General features: G+C 71.2%; 14 protein-coding genes. 11 read left to right on the top strand and 3 right to left on the bottom strand.

Going from position 1 to position 16,231, the window contains the following annotated elements:
- Positions 1-25 precede the first annotated feature (25 nt).
- The 7 genes from ruvB to J116_RS24075 all read left to right on the top strand — a co-directional run bounded on the left by ruvB (position 26) and on the right by J116_RS24075 (position 8,615).
- A complete protein-coding gene (ruvB, locus tag J116_RS24045; protein ID WP_023589626.1) occupies positions 26-1,120 on the top strand; it encodes a Holliday junction branch migration DNA helicase RuvB in 1,095 nt (364 codons plus the stop codon).
- A gap of 236 nt (positions 1,121-1,356) precedes the next feature.
- A complete protein-coding gene (gene yajC / locus J116_RS24050; RefSeq protein ID WP_051203904.1) occupies positions 1,357-1,773 on the top strand; it encodes a preprotein translocase subunit YajC in 417 nt (138 codons plus the stop codon).
- Between the two features lie 153 nt (positions 1,774-1,926).
- Entirely contained in the window at positions 1,927-3,711 is a 1,785-nt protein-coding gene (gene secD / locus J116_RS24055; RefSeq protein WP_023589628.1) for a protein translocase subunit SecD, read from the top strand.
- Position 3,712: 1 nt separating this feature from the next.
- Complete coding sequence (gene secF / locus J116_RS24060; protein WP_023589629.1) at positions 3,713-4,801, top strand: protein translocase subunit SecF; 1,089 nt, start codon at positions 3,713-3,715, stop codon at positions 4,799-4,801.
- Entirely contained in the window at positions 4,798-5,343 is a 546-nt protein-coding gene (locus J116_RS24065; protein WP_023589630.1) for an adenine phosphoribosyltransferase, read from the top strand. Before secF ends, J116_RS24065 begins: the two co-directional genes overlap by 4 nt.
- A gap of 127 nt (positions 5,344-5,470) precedes the next feature.
- Positions 5,471-5,776 (top strand): hypothetical protein, encoded by a 306-nt coding sequence (locus J116_RS24070; RefSeq protein ID WP_023589631.1) that lies wholly within the window; start codon positions 5,471-5,473, stop codon positions 5,774-5,776.
- 337 nt (positions 5,777-6,113) lie between these two features.
- Positions 6,114-8,615, top strand: a complete 2,502-nt coding sequence (locus J116_RS24075; protein ID WP_023589632.1) for a RelA/SpoT family protein — start codon at positions 6,114-6,116, stop codon at positions 8,613-8,615.
- A gap of 88 nt (positions 8,616-8,703) precedes the next feature.
- On the opposite strand, the gene J116_RS24080 is transcribed toward J116_RS24075, so the two are convergent.
- Positions 8,704-9,933 (bottom strand): DUF349 domain-containing protein, encoded by a 1,230-nt coding sequence (locus tag J116_RS24080; protein ID WP_023589633.1) that lies wholly within the window; start codon positions 9,931-9,933, stop codon positions 8,704-8,706.
- Positions 9,934-10,110: 177 nt separating this feature from the next.
- The gene (locus tag J116_RS24085; RefSeq protein WP_023589634.1) at positions 10,111-10,905 is read right to left on the bottom strand and encodes a peptidylprolyl isomerase; all 795 of its coding nucleotides are present in this window, start codon (positions 10,903-10,905) and stop codon (positions 10,111-10,113) included.
- A 152-nt stretch (positions 10,906-11,057) separates the two neighbouring features.
- On the opposite strand from J116_RS24085, the gene J116_RS24090 reads away from it, so the two are divergent.
- The 4 genes from J116_RS24090 (at position 11,058) to J116_RS24105 (ending at position 15,329) form a co-directional block, all read left to right on the top strand.
- Positions 11,058-11,765: an MBL fold metallo-hydrolase gene (locus tag J116_RS24090; RefSeq protein ID WP_023589635.1), complete on the top strand. Its 708-nt coding sequence runs from the start codon at positions 11,058-11,060 to the stop codon at positions 11,763-11,765.
- Between the two features lie 13 nt (positions 11,766-11,778).
- The gene (hisS, locus tag J116_RS24095) at positions 11,779-13,041 is read left to right on the top strand and encodes a histidine--tRNA ligase (RefSeq protein ID WP_023589636.1); all 1,263 of its coding nucleotides are present in this window, start codon (positions 11,779-11,781) and stop codon (positions 13,039-13,041) included.
- A 173-nt stretch (positions 13,042-13,214) separates the two neighbouring features.
- Positions 13,215-13,832 carry a vitamin K epoxide reductase family protein gene (locus tag J116_RS24100; protein WP_028964457.1) on the top strand — a complete coding sequence of 206 codons (618 nt, stop codon included), beginning with the start codon at positions 13,215-13,217 and terminating at the stop codon, positions 13,830-13,832.
- A 126-nt stretch (positions 13,833-13,958) separates the two neighbouring features.
- Positions 13,959-15,329 (top strand): replication-associated recombination protein A, encoded by a 1,371-nt coding sequence (locus tag J116_RS24105; protein WP_023589638.1) that lies wholly within the window; start codon positions 13,959-13,961, stop codon positions 15,327-15,329.
- Between the two features lie 43 nt (positions 15,330-15,372).
- On the opposite strand, the gene J116_RS29575 is transcribed toward J116_RS24105, so the two are convergent.
- Positions 15,373-16,080, bottom strand: a complete 708-nt coding sequence (locus J116_RS29575; RefSeq protein ID WP_028964458.1) for a DUF2470 domain-containing protein — start codon at positions 16,078-16,080, stop codon at positions 15,373-15,375.
- Positions 16,081-16,231 lie beyond the last annotated feature (151 nt).

Below are 16,231 nucleotides of genomic sequence, written 5' to 3' on the forward strand. Positions count from 1 at the left end.
CCACCACCCCACGAGGAGACGTGCAGTGAACTGGGACGAGACGACCGACGAGACCGCCCCCGAGCGGCCCGTCGGCCCCGCCGCGGACCGGCTGGTGGGGTCTGCCGCCGACGGCGACGACCAGGCCGTCGAGGCCGCCCTGCGGCCCAAGGACCTGGACGAGTTCATCGGCCAGGAGAAGGTCCGCGAACAGCTCGACCTCGTCCTCAAGGCCGCCCGCGCCCGAGGCGCCACCGCCGATCACGTCCTGCTGTCCGGCGCGCCCGGCCTCGGCAAGACCACCCTCTCCATGATCATCGCGGCGGAGATGAGCGCCCCCATCCGCATCACCTCCGGCCCCGCCATCCAGCACGCCGGTGACCTCGCCGCGATCCTCTCCTCCCTCCAGGAGGGCGAGGTCCTCTTCCTCGACGAGATCCACCGCATGTCCCGTCCCGCCGAGGAGATGCTGTACATGGCGATGGAGGACTTCCGCGTCGACGTGATCGTCGGCAAGGGCCCCGGCGCCACCGCCATCCCGCTCGAACTGCCGCCGTTCACCCTCGTCGGCGCCACCACCCGGGCCGGACTCCTCCCCCCGCCGCTGCGCGACCGCTTCGGCTTCACCGGGCACATGGAGTTCTACGCCCCCGCCGAGCTGGAGCGTGTCGTCCACCGCTCCGCCCGTCTCCTCGACGTGGAGATCGACACCGAGGGCGCCGCCGAGATCGCCGGCCGCTCCCGCGGCACCCCCCGCATCGCCAACCGGCTCCTGCGCCGCGTCCGCGACTACGCGCAGGTCAGAGCCGACGGGATCATCACCCGCGAGATCGCCGCGACCGCGCTCGCCGTGTACGAGGTCGATGCCCGCGGCCTGGACCGGCTCGACCGCGCCGTGCTGGAGGCCCTGCTGAAGCTGTTCGGCGGCGGCCCCGTCGGCCTGTCCACGCTCGCCGTGGCCGTCGGGGAGGAGCGGGAGACCGTCGAGGAGGTCGCCGAACCGTTTCTCGTACGGGAGGGACTGCTCGCCCGGACACCCAGGGGACGCGTCGCCACCCCGGCCGCCTGGGCGCACCTCGGACTCGTACCGCCGCAGGCCGCGGGCCCTGCGACGGGGCAACCGGGGCTGTTCGACGCGTGACGGCGCGGACACGCCGCGCGTGACGGCGCGGAGACTCGCCGGGTCAGGAACCACGGTGCGATGCTGGGCGTTGTTCCATCGATGCGGACTCGCCTAGACTCCGCCGATGCCGCCCTTTCAGGTCGGCGTGCCCACCCCCGTAGATCAGGCCGCCTCACCAGCGCGGTCGTGCGAAGGAATTCCGTCCCGTGGATAACATCGGCGTGCTTCTCCCCTTCATCGTGCTCATCGGGGCCATGTTCCTGATGACCCGCTCTGCGAAGAAAAAGCAGCAGCAGGCCATGGAAATGCGCAACCAGATGCAGCCAGGCACCGGCGTGCGGACGATCGGGGGCATGTACGCCACGGTCAAGGAGGTCGGCGACGACACCGTCCTCCTGGAAGTCGCGCCGGGCGTTCACGCCGTCTACGCGAAGAACGCGATCGGCGCCGTCCTCGAGGACGACGAGTACAACCGGATCGTCCACGGCGACACGGGCACCGAGACCGAGGGCGACGCGACGTCCGACGACCTCCCGGCCGTGCCGGACGACGCCTCCTCGCTCGTCGAGCCCGCCGACGACACCGCGAAGCCCGACCTCACCAAGAAGGCCGACGCGGACGACGCCGCGCCCAAGGACGGCAAGGCCGACGGCGAGGCCGACGCGAAGTAGCCGGAAACGGGGGACCGCCGGGCGCCCAGGGGTGCCCGGCGGTCCTGCGGATTCGCGTCACATCTGCATCTGCGGGGGCAGGTCCCCACACACACTTCGTGGCCGCCCCACGCACACCCGGCGCGGGACGGTTGGACAGGGAGATACGACAAGGTGGCAGCACCGAAGAAGGGCAGAAGGCCGTCGGGGGGCCAGGGGAGGCCGGGGCGTGCCCTGGCATTGATCCTGATCGCGATGGTCGCGCTCACCGGCGGCATGTTCTGGTCCGGTCACACCACGCCGCGCCTCGGCATCGACCTCGCGGGTGGTACGACCATCACCCTCAAGGCGAAGGCGCAGCCCGGCCAGGAAGACGCCGTCAACGAGACCAACATGAACACGGCGATCGGCATCATCGAGCGCCGCGTCAACGGTCTCGGCGTCCAGGAGGCCGAGGTCCAGAAGCAGGGCACCGAGAACATCATCGTCAACATCCCCAAGGGGACGGACGAGGAGCAGGCGCGCGAGCAGGTCGGCACCACCGCCCAGCTGTACTTCCGCCCGGTGATGCAGATCGCGCTCAGCGAGCCCGCGGCCCCGCAGCCCTCCGCCTCCGGCAGCCCCTCCGCCGCCCCCTCCCCGGGCGCCTCGCCGAAGCCCTCGGCGTCCACCCCCGGCGGCCAGGACGAGAAGGCCACCGCCCCCTCGCCGAGCGCCACCACGCAGGGCCGCGCCCTCACCGACGCGCTGAGGAAGGCCCCCAGCCCCTCCGCTTCCGGCGGCCCGTCCGCCGCGCCGAGCGCCAGTGAGTCGCAGCTGCCCGCCCCGGCCCTCTCGCCGAGCTCCGACCCGACGGCCGACGCCGGCCTCCAGGCCAAGTTCGCCGCGCTGAACTGCGCCGACCCCAAGCAGCGCGCCTCCATCAAGGGCGCCAAGCCCGCCGACGCGACGGTCGCCTGTGGCCAGAACGGCGGCGTCTGGGAGAAGTACCTGCTCGGCCCGGCCGAGGTGGACGGCAAGGACGTCGACGACGCCGCGGGCGTCCTCGACCCCGAGCGCGGTATCTGGAAGGTGCAGCTCGAGTTCAACGACAAGGGCGCCAAGAAGTTCACCGAGATCACCGGCCGGCTCGCCACGCAGAGCCCGCCGATGAACCAGTTCGCCATCGTCCTCGACGGCGAGGTCGTCTCGGCCCCCTCCGTGGACAGCCCCATCCCCGGCGGCCGCGCCGAGATCTCCGGCAGCTTCAACCAGAAGTCGGCCCAGGACCTGGGCAACATGCTGTCGTACGGCGCGCTGCCCCTCTCCTTCGAGGAGCAGTCCGTCACCACCGTCACCGCCGCCCTCGGCGGTGAGCAGCTGCGCGCCGGTCTCATCGCCGGTGCCATCGGCCTCGCGCTCGTCGTGATCTACCTGGTGGTGTACTACCGCGGCCTGTCGCTCATCGCGATCCTGTCGCTCGGCGTCTCCGCCGTCCTCACCTACACGATCATGTCGCTGCTCGGCCCGGCCATCGGCTTCGCGCTGAACCTGCCGGCCGTCTGCGGCGCCATCGTCGCGATCGGTATCACCGCGGACTCGTTCATCGTGTACTTCGAGCGCATCCGCGACGAGATCCGCGAGGGCCGCACGCTCCGCCCGGCCGTCGAGCGCGGCTGGCCGCGCGCCCGCCGCACCATCCTGGTCTCCGACTTCGTGTCGTTCCTCGCCGCCGCGGTGCTCTTCATCGTCACCGTCGGCAAGGTGCAGGGCTTCGCGTTCACGCTCGGCCTGACCACGCTCCTCGACGTCGTGGTGGTGTTCTTCTTCACCAAGCCGCTGATGACGATCCTGGCGCGCGGCAAGTTCTTCGGCCGCCAGCACCCCTGGTCCGGCCTGGACCCGAAGCGCCTCGGCGCCCAGCCGCCGCTGCGCCGCACCCGCCGCGTATCCGTCATGACCGAACCGAAGGAGGCGTGAGATGTCGCGACTCGGAAATCTCGGCGCCCGTCTCTACCGCGGTGAGGTCGGCTACGACTTCGTCGCCAAGCGGATGCTCTGGTACGGCGTCTCGATCCTGATCACGATCACGGCCATCGTCGGCCTGGGCGTGCGCGGCCTCAACATGGGCATCGAGTTCAAGGGCGGCGCCGTCTACACGACGCCCGAGACCACGGTGTCCGCGTCCAAGGCCGAGGAGATCGCCGAGGACGCCGCCGGGCACGACGCGATCGTCCAGGAGCTCGGCACGGGCGGCCTGCGCATCCAGGTCTCCGGCCTGGACACGAAGTCGGCCAACTCCCTCAAGGACGAGATCGCCGCCGGCATCGACGTCCCCGTGAAGGACATCACCGCCGAGCTGGTCGGCCCCAGCTGGGGCGAGCAGATCGCCAACAAGGCGTGGACCGGCCTCGCCGTCTTCATGATCCTGGTCGTGATCTACCTGGCGATCGCCTTCGAGTGGCGCATGGCGCTCGCCGCGCTGATCGCCCTCATCCACGACCTCACCATCACCGTCGGCGTGTACGCGCTCGTCGGCTTCGAGGTCACCCCGGGCACCGTGATCGGTCTGCTCACCATCCTCGGCTACTCCCTCTACGACACGGTCGTGGTCTTCGACGGCCTGAAGGAGAGCGCGAAGGACATCACCAAGCAGACCCGCTACACGTACAGCGAGATCGCCAACCGCAGCCTCAACGGCACGCTGGTGCGCTCGATCAACACGACCGTCGTGGCGCTCCTGCCGGTCGCCGGCCTGCTGTTCATCGGCGGCGGCTTCCTCGGCGCGGGCATGCTCAACGACATCTCGCTGTCGCTGTTCGTCGGTCTCGCCGCCGGTGCCTACTCGTCGATCTTCATCGCCACGCCGCTCGTCGCGGACCTCAAGGAGCGCGACCCGCAGATGAAGGCGCTGCGCAAGCGCGTCCTCGCCAAGCGCGCCGCCGCCACGTCGAAGGGCGAGGACACAGGCCGCGACGACGAGGCGTTCACCGAGGTGCCGGAGGGCGCCACCGCCGGTGTCGTCGGCCCGCGCGGCCGCCGCGGCCGATCCACGGAGAACCGCCGATGACGACGACCGCCACCCGGGAGCTGCTGCTCAGCCGCATCCGGGACGTCCACGACCACCCCGAGCCGGGGATCGTCTTCAAGGACATCACGCCGCTCCTCGCGGACCCGGCGGCGTTCGCCGCGCTCACCGGCACCTTCGCCGAGATGTGCGCACGCCTCGGCGCCACGAAGATCGTCGGCCTGGAGGCGCGCGGGTTCATCCTCGCCGCCCCCGTCGCGGTCTCCGCGGGGGTCGGGTTCATCCCGGTCCGCAAGGCGGGCAAGCTGCCCGGCGCCACCCTGCGGCAGGCGTACGAGCTGGAGTACGGCACGGCCGAGATCGAGGTCCACGCCGAGGACCTGGCCCCGGGCGACCGGGTCCTGGTCATCGACGACGTACTGGCCACCGGTGGCACGGCCGAGGCGTCGCTGGAGCTCATCCGCCGGGCAGGCGCCGAGGTCGTCGGTGTCGCCGTCCTGATGGAGCTGGGCTTCCTCCAGGGCCGCGCCCGTCTGGAGCCCGCCCTGGGCGGCGCCCCGCTGGAGGCGGTCATCCAGCTGTGAGGTGACCTCACCGCACCCCCGTGACGAGGGGCGCCCGGGTTCAAGGCCGGGCGCCCCTCGTCCGTTTCCGCGAGCGGGTGGTTCCAGCTCTGAACCACCTCGAATGGCTTGCCGCCGGGAGGTCCTGATGACCCCCGTGGGGGCCTCCAGCGCCTGCACCGGCTGGAAGAAGGCCGGCAGCCTCCCGCTGAAGTGGAGCAAGGTCTCCGACAAGTGCGGCCACTTCGGCAAGCCCGGGATGAAGATGGGCTACGCCTGGAAGGTCTACAAGGGCAGCTCCGTCTGCGTCCAGGTCAAGGGCTTCGTCAACGGCAAGGAGAAGTGGTACAAGGCCGGCTGCGGCAAGAGCGGCGCCATCAAGGTGCCGTGGGGCAACGTCGCCGCATCCAAGGAGATGAAGGTCAAGGGCGCCGCCCTGTTCGACTGGAAGTGACGGACGGCTGACCGCCGCACCCGCTCCACCGCGGCGGTCGCCCGACTCCCCGAGGGGCCCGGACACGAGCCGGGCCCCTCGCGCCGTGCCAGAAGCCCCTCCCGCCGTCCGCGTGCCCCTCACGCCGTACGCGGCGCCCCCGCCGGCCACGCCCGGCAGCCGGGCCCACCCGCAACGGCGCCGAACGGCCGAAAACGTACGGGAGGGACATCCGGGAACATCGGGTACCCGTTCCGCGTTGACGCCTGTCCCGCCCGGGGCGAGGGGGACGCCCGAGGTGGATACCATGGGATTTCCGGGCCTCACCGGGGGACCCGGACCCGCACGAGGAGCGCCCTTGCCAGACGAGGCCCAGCCACTCTCCGCCGCGACCCCCGATCAGCGGGCCGACCAGGCCGCGGCTTCCTCCGCCACGCCGCCCAGCAGGCAGAACGCGCCGGGCAAGGCCCCCGACGCCAAGCCGGCCCCCGAGGTGCCGCCCCGCGCCGCCCACCCCGCCCCGGTCACGGCCCCCAAGCCCGCGCCGCCCGTCCCGGCCCGCGGCGTCGGCTCCTCCAACCGCGTGCGCGCCCGCCTCGCCCGCCTCGGCGTCCAGCGCTCCTCCCCGTACAACCCGGTCCTCGAACCACTGCTGCGCATAGTGCGGAGCAACGATCCGAAGATCGAAACGGCCACTCTCCGCCAGATCGAGTACGCCTACCAGGTCGCCGAGCGCTGGCACCGGGGCCAGAAGCGCAAGAGCGGCGACCCGTACATCACGCACCCGCTCGCCGTGACGACCATCCTCGCGGAGCTGGGCATGGACCCGGCGACGCTGATGGCGGGCCTCCTCCACGACACGGTCGAGGACACCGATTACGGCCTGGAGGACCTGCGCCGCGACTTCGGCGACCAGGTCGCGCTGCTCGTGGACGGCGTCACCAAGCTCGACAAGGTCAAGTTCGGCGAGGCCGCCCAGGCCGAGACCGTCCGCAAGATGGTCGTCGCCATGGCGAAGGACCCCCGCGTCCTCGTCATCAAGCTCGCCGACCGCCTGCACAACATGCGCACCATGCGCTACCTCAAGCGGGAGAAGCAGGAGAAGAAGGCCCGCGAGACGCTGGAGATCTACGCCCCGCTCGCCCACCGCCTGGGCATGAACACCATCAAGTGGGAGCTGGAGGACCTCGCCTTCGCGATCCTCTACCCCAAGATGTACGACGAGATCGTCCGCCTCGTCGCCGAGCGCGCCCCCAAGCGGGACGAGTACCTGGCCATAGTGACCGACGAGGTCCAGGCCGACCTGCGCGCCGCCCGCATCAAGGCCACCGTCACCGGCCGCCCCAAGCACTACTACAGCGTCTACCAGAAGATGATCGTCCGCGGCCGTGACTTCGCGGAGATCTACGACCTGGTCGGCATCCGCGTCCTGGTGGACACGGTCCGCGACTGCTACGCCGCCCTCGGCACCGTCCACGCGCGATGGAACCCGGTCCCCGGCCGGTTCAAGGACTACATCGCGATGCCGAAGTTCAACATGTACCAGTCGCTCCACACGACGGTCATCGGCCCCAACGGCAAGCCCGTCGAACTGCAGATCCGCACGTTCGACATGCACCGCCGCGCCGAGTACGGCATCGCCGCGCACTGGAAGTACAAGCAGGACGCCGTCGCCGGCGCCTCCAAGGTGCGCACCGACGTGCCGAAGAAGGCCGGCAAGGACGACCACATCAACGACATGGCGTGGCTGCGCCAGCTGCTCGACTGGCAGAAGGAGACCGAGGACCCCAGCGAGTTCCTGGAGTCGCTGCGCTTCGACCTGTCGCGCAACGAGGTCTTCGTCTTCACCCCCAAGGGCGATGTCATAGCGCTGCCCGCCGGGGCCACCCCCGTCGACTTCGCGTACGCCGTCCACACCGAGGTCGGGCACCGCACCATAGGGGCCCGCGTCAACGGGCGGCTCGTCCCGCTCGAATCGACCCTCGACAACGGCGACCTGGTGGAGGTCTTCACCTCCAAGGCCGCGGGCGCGGGACCGTCCCGCGACTGGCTCGGCTTCGTCAAGTCGCCGCGCGCCCGCAACAAGATCCGCGCCTGGTTCTCCAAGGAGCGCCGCGACGAGGCCATCGAGCAGGGCAAGGACGCCATAGCCCGCGCGATGCGCAAGCAGAACCTGCCGATCCAGCGCATCCTCACCGGCGACTCCCTGGTCACCCTCGCGCACGAGATGCGCTACAGCGACATCTCCTCGCTGTACGCGGCGATCGGCGAGGGCCATGTCACCGCCCAGTCGATCGTGCAGAAGCTGGTCCAGGCCCTCGGCGGCGAGGAGGCCGCGACCGAGGACATCGCCGAGACGGCCCCGCCCTCGCGCGGCCGCGGCAAGCGCCGCACCAAGGCCGACCCGGGTGTCGTCGTCAAGGGCGTCGAGGACGTGTGGGTCAAGCTGGCCCGCTGCTGCACCCCCGTGCCCGGCGACCCGATCATCGGCTTCGTCACGCGCGGCAGCGGCGTGTCGGTGCACCGCGCCGACTGCGTCAACGTCGATTCGCTGTCGCAGCAGCCCGAGCGCATCCTCGACGTCGAGTGGGCGCCCACCCAGTCGTCGGTGTTCCTCGTCGCCATCCAGGTCGAGGCGCTGGACCGCTCCCGGCTCCTGTCGGACGTCACCCGCGTCCTGTCCGACCAGCACGTCAACATCCTGTCGGCGGCCGTCCAGACGTCCCGCGACCGGGTCGCCACCTCCCGCTTCACCTTCGAGATGGGCGACCCCAAGCACCTCGGCCACGTCCTGAAGGCCGTACGCGGCGTGGAGGGCGTGTACGACGTGTACCGCGTCACCTCGGCCCGCCGCCCCTGACCGCCCGGTACGCCGACGCAGGAGGGCCGGTACGGGAATTCCGTACCGGCCCTCCTGCACACGGCGCCCGTGGAGGCGGCGCCCCGTCTCAGCCGCCGAACTCCTGCAGGCCCTTCAGCGCCTGGTCCAGCAGCGCCTGCCGGCCCTCCAGCTCACGCGTGAGCTTCTCGGCCTTCGCGTCGTTGCCCGCGGCGCGCGCGGCGTCGATCTGCTTGCGCAGCTTGTCCACGGCGTCCTGGAGCTGACCCGTCAGGCCCTCGGCACGCGCCCGCGCCTCCGGGTTCGTACGCCGCCACTCGGCCTCCTCGGCCTCCTGGATGGCCCGCTCGACGGCCTGCATCCGGCCCTCGACCTTCGGCCGGGCGTCGCGGGGCACATGCCCGATGGCCTCCCAGCGCTCGTTGATCGCCCGGAACGCGGCCCGCGCCGCCTTCAGGTCCGTCACCGGCACCAGCTTCTCGGCCTCGGCGGCGAGCTCCTCCTTCAGCTTGAGGTTCTCAGCCTGCTCCGCGTCACGCTCCGCGAACACCGAGCCGCGCGCGGCGAAGAACACGTCCTGCGCCCCGCGGAAACGGTTCCACAGCTCGTCCTCGTGCTCGCGCTGAGCCCTGCCCGCGGCCTTCCACTCGGCCATCAGCTCGCGGTACCGCGCGGCCGTCGCACCCCAGTCCGTGGAGTTCGACAGCGCCTCGGCCTCCGCGACCAGCCGCTCCTTGGTCCGGCGGGCCTTCTCGCGCTGCGCGTCCAGCGCCGCGAAGTGCGCCTTGCGCCGCTTCGAGAACGCCGACCGGGCGTGCGAGAAGCGGTGCCACAGCTCGTCGTCGGACTTCCGGTCGAGCCGCGGCAGGCCCTTCCACGTGTCCACCAGGGCACGCAGCCGCTCACCGGCGGCCCGCCACTGCTCGCTCTGTGCCAGCTCCTCAGCCTCCGTGACCAGCGCTTCCTTGGCGCGCCGCGCCTCGTCCGCCTGCTTGGCCTTCTGGGCCTTGCGCTCCTCGCGGCGCGACTCCACCGTCTCGACGAGCTTGTCCAGCCGCTTCGACAGCGCGTCGAGATCGCCGACCGCGTGGTGCTCGTCCACCTGCTGGCGCAGGTGGTCGATCGCGGTCATCGCGTCCTTCGCGGACAGGTCGGTGGTCCGCACCCGCCGCTCGAGGAGGCCGATCTCGACAACCAGGCCCTCGTACTTGCGCTCGAAGTAGGCCAGTGCCTCCTCGGGAGAACCGGCCTGCCACGATCCGACGACCTTCTCGCCATCGGCAGTACGCACGTACACGGTGCCCGTCTCGTCGACGCGGCCCCACGGGTCGCTGCTCACAGCGCCTCCTCCACATGATGCCGATGAAGGGGGGTCCTCCCCCTGGGCATCGTCCACAGTTTCCTGGACGGGCCTCGCCCGCCCTTCACAGCGTGCATCCAGTCCACGCTGCACAACGCCAATCTAGGCGAACCGCCGCCTGGCTGTCCGCTCCAATCGCGACCGAAATCCATCGGTTCACTTCTTGCTGACCGTGGCCTTTTCCACGGTGACGGGCTTCTTCGGGGCGCCGTCCGGGGCGCCGCCCTCCACACCGGCCTTCGCCACGTCCCGGACCGCCTTCAGACCGGCCGCGTCGAGCGTCCCGAACGGCGTGTACTGCGGCGGCAGTTCGGTGTCCTGGTACACGAGGAAGAACTGGCTGCCGCCGCTGTTCGGGCTGCCCGTGTTGGCCATCGCCACCGTGCCCGCCTTGAACGTCACCTTGCCGTCGGCCCCCGCCTTGCCGAGCGACGCCAGGTTCTCGTCCGGGATGTTGTAGCCGGGCCCGCCCATGCCGGAGCCCTCCGGGTCGCCGCACTGGAGGACGAAGATGCCTTGCGTGGTCAGCCGGTGACACTTCGTACCGTCGAAGTACTTCTTGTCCGCGAGGTGCTTGAAGGAGTTGACCGTACGCGGGGTCTTCGCGGCGTCCATGGTGATCGTCAGGTCGCCCACGTTCGTCTTGAGCGTCATCGTGTACGCCGCCTTCGCGTCGACCGCCATCGACGGCTCGGGCGACGCCGACGGGGTCGGCGCGCCGGAGGACGGCACCGCGCTCGGCTCGGACGCCGCGTCGACGCTGTCCCTCTCCGGCCCGGTCAGCTGGACGGAGGCGTACACGGCGCCACCGGCCGCCAGGACCACGGCGAGCGCGGCGGCCACGACGGCGTTGCGGCGCCTGGCCTTCCGCCGCATCTCCTCCCGCCGACGCTGCTGCCGCTCGAACTTCTCCCGGGCGAGCTGCCGCCGCCGCTGATCGCTGCTGACCACCGGGTGTTCTCCTTGTCGGTCGTCTGTTCCTGTCCGGGGCTGGTGTGCCCGTACCGTATACGGGTTGGCTGTGGAATGAGCAGCGCCGGTAGGCTCTGATCTGCCGCATTCTTCCGCCGGACGACCATCCGACGACGACACCTAGGACGATCGTGCTTATTGCCGGGTTCCCCGCCGGGGCCTGGGGGACCAACTGCTATGTGGTCGCCCCCGCCGCCGGTGAGGAGTGCGTGATCATCGACCCGGGCCACCAGGCCGCCCAGGGAGTCGAGGAGACGCTCAAGAAGCATCGGCTCAAGCCCGTGGCCGTCGTGCTCACCCACGGCCACATCGACCACGTCGCGTCCGTCGTCCCGGTCTGCGGGGCCCATGACGTGCCCGCCTGGATCCACCCGGCCGACCGGTACATGATGAGCGACCCGGAGAAGGCCCTCGGACGCTCCATCGGCATGCCGCTCATGGGCGAGCTGACCGTCGGCGAGCCGGACGACGTCCACGAGCTGAGCGACGGCGCGAAGCTGGAGCTGGCGGGTCTGGAGCTGACCGTGGCGCACGCGCCCGGCCATACCAAGGGGTCGGTGACCTTCGGGATGCCCGAGGCCGCGGACATCCCGCCGGTCTTCTTCTCGGGCGACCTGCTGTTCGCCGGCTCCATCGGACGCACCGACCTGCCCGGCGGTGACATGGACGAGATGCTCGCGTCGCTGGCCCGCGTGTGCCTGCCGCTCGACGACTCGACCGTGGTGCTGTCCGGCCACGGCCCCCAGACCACCATCGGCCGCGAGCGCGCCACCAACCCGTACCTGCGGGAGGTGGCCGCCGGCCTCGGGAGCCCAGCGGCTCCCCGACGAGGAATGTGACGAGAGACCTTCCGTGAGTACTTTCCAGGCCCCCAAGGGCACGTACGACCTGCTGCCGCCCGATTCCGCCACGTATCTGGCGGTGCGCGAGGCCATCGCGGCGCCGCTGCGGAACTCCGGTTACGGCTATGTCGAGACGCCCGGCTTCGAGAACGTCGAACTGTTCGCGCGCGGTGTCGGCGAGTCCACCGACATCGTGACCAAGGAGATGTACGCCTTCGAGACCAAGGGCGGCGACAAGCTGGCCCTGCGTCCCGAAGGCACCGCGTCCGTGCTGCGCGCGGCGCTGGAGGCCAATCTCCACAAGACGGGCAACCTCCCCGTCAAGCTCTGGTACTCGGGCTCGTACTACCGCTACGAGCGCCCCCAGAAGGGCCGCTACCGCCACTTCTCCCAGGTCGGCGCCGAGGCGATCGGCGCGGAGGACCCGGCGCTGGACGCCGAGCTGATCATTCTGGCCGACCAGGCGTACCGCTCGCTGGGCCTGCGGAACTTCCGCATCCTGCTCAACAGCCTCGGTGACCGCGAGTGCCGCCCCGTCTACCGCGCCGCGCTCCAGGACTTCCTTCGCGGCCTCGACCTGGACGAGGACACCCTGCGCCGCGCGGAGATCAACCCGCTGCGCGTCCTGGACGACAAGCGCGAGTCGGTCCAGAAGCAGCTGACGGGCGCCCCGCTGCTGCGCGACTACCTGTGCGACGCGTGCAAGGCGTACCACGAGGAGGTCCGCGAGCTGATCACCGCGGCCGGGGTCGCCTTCGAGGACGACCCGAAGCTGGTGCGCGGCCTGGACTACTACACCCGCACCACCTTCGAGTTCGTCCACGACGGGCTCGGCTCGCAGTCCGCGGTGGGCGGCGGCGGCCGGTACGACGGGCTGTCCGAGATGATCGGCGGCCCCGCGCTGCCGTCCGTCGGCTGGGCGCTCGGCGTGGACCGCACGGTCCTGGCGCTGGAGGCCGAGGGCGTCACGCTGGACATCCCGGCGAGCACCAGCGTGTACGCCGTGCCGCTGGGCGAGGAGGCGCGCCGCACGCTGTTCGGCGTCGTCACCGAGCTGCGCCGCGCGGGCGTGGCCACGGACTTCTCGTTCGGCGGGAAGGGCCTGAAGGGGGCCATGAAGAACGCCAACCGCTCCGGCGCCCGCTTCGCGCTCGTCGCGGGCGAGCGGGACCTCGCCGAGGGCGTCGTCCAGCTCAAGGACATGGAGTCCGGCGAGCAGGAGCCCGTCGCGCTGGACGCGGTGGTGAGCACGCTCCAGGCCAAGCTGGCCTGATCGGTTCGCTTCTGAGGGAAGGGCGGGGCCCCGCGAAGGCGGTCCCGCCCTTTTCCGTGGGCCGAAGGTCCCCGCTTATGCCGATCGAACGGCGCGAGCCGCACCGGGTCCGGCACAATGACCACGGTTCCACCACCCCACACAGCAGACGGACTCACCATGGAACGGCCGGTATGACGACGACTTCAGCAGTTGACGACATGTCCTCCGACTCCCGCACCATCGGCGCGAGCCGGGCGTTCGCGTGGATGCTGGTCGTCACCGGCGCGGCGGGGCTGCTCGCCGCGTGGGTCATCACGCTCGACAAGTTCAAGATCCTCGAGGACCCGAACTACGTTCCGGGCTGCAGCATCAACCCGATCATCGCGTGCGGCAGCATCATGAAGAGCGAGCAGGCGTCGGTCTTCGGTTTCCCGAACCCGATGCTGGGCCTCGTCACCTACGGCATGGTGATCGCCATCGGCGTGGGCCTGCTCGCGGGCGCCCGCTACCGCCGCTGGTACTGGCTGGGCCTGAACGCGGGCATGCTGTTCGGGGTCGGCTTCTGCGTCTGGCTGATGATCCAGTCCCTGTACGAGATCAACGCGCTGTGCCTGTGGTGCTGCCTCGCCTGGGTCGCGACGATCATCATGTTCTGGTACGTGACCTCGCACAACGTCCGCAGCGGCGTGCTGCCCGCGTCGGCCGGTCTGCGGCGCTTCCTCGACGAGTTCACCTGGGTCCTGCCGGTCGTCCACATCGGGGTCGTCCTCATGCTGATCCTGACCCGTTGGTGGGACCAGCTGCTCTGATCCGGCCCGTACGGACGGTTCCGCGCCGGTCCGTACGCGTCGCCGTCCCGGCGCCCGTCGCGAGTCCCTCCCGGGGGCCCGCGGCGGGCGCCGGGGCTGTCAGTGGGCTGGCATAGGCTTCATGGCGTGGAGCCCGACCTCTTTACCGCCGCAGCAGAAGACCGCCAGGAGAAGGACCCGGCGAGCAGCCCGCTCGCCGTCCGGATGCGCCCGCGCACGCTCGACGAGGTCGTCGGGCAGCGGCATCTGCTGAAGCCCGGTTCGCCGCTGCGCCGTCTGGTCGGCGAGGGCGCGGGGGGCCCGGCCGGGGCCTCGTCCGTGATCCTCTGGGGCCCGCCCGGCATCGGCAAGACGACCCTCGCGTACGTCGTGTCCAAGGCGACCAACAAGCGTTTCGTGGAGCTGTCCGCGATCACGGCCGGGGTCAAGGAGGTCCGCGCGGTCATCGACGGCGCCCGCCGCGCGGCCGGTGGCTTCGGCAAGGAGACCGTCCTGTTCCTGGACGAGATCCACCGCTTCAGCAAGGCCCAGCAGGACTCGCTGCTGCCCGCCGTCGAGAACCGCTGGGTGACGCTCATCGCGGCGACGACGGAGAACCCGTACTTCTCGGTGATCTCCCCGCTGCTCTCCCGCTCGCTGCTGCTGACGCTGGAGCCGCTCACCGACGACGACCTGCGCGGTCTGCTGAAGCGGGCGCTCACCGAGGAGCGCGGCCTCGCCGGGGCGGTGACGCTGCCCGAGGACGCCGAGGCGCATCTGCTGCGGATAGCAGGCGGCGACGCGCGGCGGGCGCTGACGGCGCTGGAGGCCGCGGCCGGGGCGGCGATCGCCAAGGGCGAGGCGGAGATCACGCTCGCCACGCTGGAGGAGACCGTGGACCGGGCCGCGGTGAAGTACGACCGGGACGGCGACCAGCACTACGACGTGGCGAGCGCGCTGATCAAGTCGATCCGCGGCTCGGACGTGGACGCGGCGCTGCACTACCTGGCGCGGATGATCGAGGCGGGGGAGGACCCCCGGTTCATCGCCCGGCGGCTGATGATCTCGGCGAGCGAGGACATCGGGCTCGCGGACCCGACGGCGCTGCCCACGGCGGTGGCGGCGGCGCAGGCGGTCGCGATGATCGGCTTCCCGGAGGCGGCGCTGACGCTCAGCCACGCCACGATCGCCCTCGCCCTGGCCCCGAAGTCGAACGCGGCGACGCTCGCCATCCAAGCCGCCCAGGCGGACGTACGGGCGGGGCTCGCCGGACCGGTGCCCCCGCATTTGCGCGACGGGCACTACAAGGGCGCCGCCAAGCTGGGCCACGCGCAGGGGTACGTGTACCCGCACGACGTGCCCGGCGGGATCGCCGCCCAGCAGTACGCCCCGGACACCGTGCGGGACCGGCGCTACTACCAGCCGACCCGCTACGGCGCGGAGGCGCGGTACGCCGACGTGGTGGAGAAGGTGCGGGAGCGGCTGCGCGGCGGCGGCACACCACAGCAGCAGTCATGAGTCGCGTGCCGGTCCCGAGCGCGTGCCGGGCGTGCGCCCGGTGCTAGCCGCGCCGCTCCTCGGCCGCCTCGAACAGGGCGTGCATCGCGCGCCGCAGCCCGTGCACGTCGCGTACGGGCTCGGGGAAGTCGAAGCGCGCGTCGAACGTACGGCGCTCGGTGTCCCGGCAGCGCACCCGCAGCCCGAAGCGGTCCAGGGCCAGCGGCGCCACCTCGCGTACGGCGGTGGGACCCGTCCCGGCGCGGTCGCCCAGCAGCGCGGTGAGGGTGAGCATCCGCGTGTCGTGGGCGGCGGCCAGGTGCTGGAGCAGCTCCGTCTCGTACGCGCGCAGCGGGTCGGGCTCGGCGCGGGCGAACTCCTCGGGGTCGACGGGCCCGGCGCCCCACAGGTCGTCGACGTACAGGTCGCCGACCTCCAGCCGCAGCAGGGCGTGGCCGGGTTCGGCGGCGGCGGGGGAGAGGGTGAGCCAGCCGGAGACCCAGGCGCGGCCGCGGATGCGGTGCGGGACGGAGACGGGCGCGACGTCGGTCAGCTCCAGTACGGCGCGCAGCTCGTCGTCGTGGGCGGGGGCGGCGGCGCGTACGGCGGGGGAGTCGGCGGGGTACAGCAGCAGGATCTCGCCGTCGGGGCCGACGGCCCTGGCGTCGGGGGAGAGGTGGTCGGGGCGGGGCGCGGCGGCTCCGGGAATCAGCAGTGCCGCGGAGCATGTACCCTGTACGAGAGTTCGTGTGCGCTCGGCTGCTGACGGCATCCGCGCGATTTCTGGCCCGCTGGGACGCGGCTGACCATGAGCTGATCGGACCTCCGTCACATCGATGCCCTGCTGAGAGGCATCGCTCTTTGTGCTGCTGTCTGTGATGCGCGTGGTGTTCCCAGGGCGAGACATGCGATCTCCTTGAGTA

Origin of the sequence: Streptomyces thermolilacinus SPC6 (genome assembly GCF_000478605.2) — a bacterium.
Taxonomy (GTDB): Bacteria; Actinomycetota; Actinomycetes; order Streptomycetales; family Streptomycetaceae; genus Streptomyces; species Streptomyces thermolilacinus.

What these genes read in the sequence shown, in the direction of transcription:
- yajC (WP_051203904.1), top strand. Translation starts at nt 1,357, where the DNA reads ATGTTCCTGATGACCCGCTCTGCGAAGAAAAAGCAGCAGCAGGCCATG.
- secF (WP_023589629.1), top strand. Translation starts at nt 3,713, where the DNA reads ATGTCGCGACTCGGAAATCTCGGCGCCCGTCTCTACCGCGGTGAGGTC.
- J116_RS24065 (WP_023589630.1), top strand. Translation starts at nt 4,798, where the DNA reads ATGACGACGACCGCCACCCGGGAGCTGCTGCTCAGCCGCATCCGGGAC.
- J116_RS24070 (WP_023589631.1), top strand. Translation starts at nt 5,471, where the DNA reads ATGACCCCCGTGGGGGCCTCCAGCGCCTGCACCGGCTGGAAGAAGGCC.
- J116_RS24100 (WP_028964457.1), top strand. Translation starts at nt 13,215, where the DNA reads ATGACGACGACTTCAGCAGTTGACGACATGTCCTCCGACTCCCGCACC.
- J116_RS29575 (WP_028964458.1), bottom strand. Translation starts at nt 16,080, where the DNA reads ATGCCGTCAGCAGCCGAGCGCACACGAACTCTCGTACAGGGTACATGC.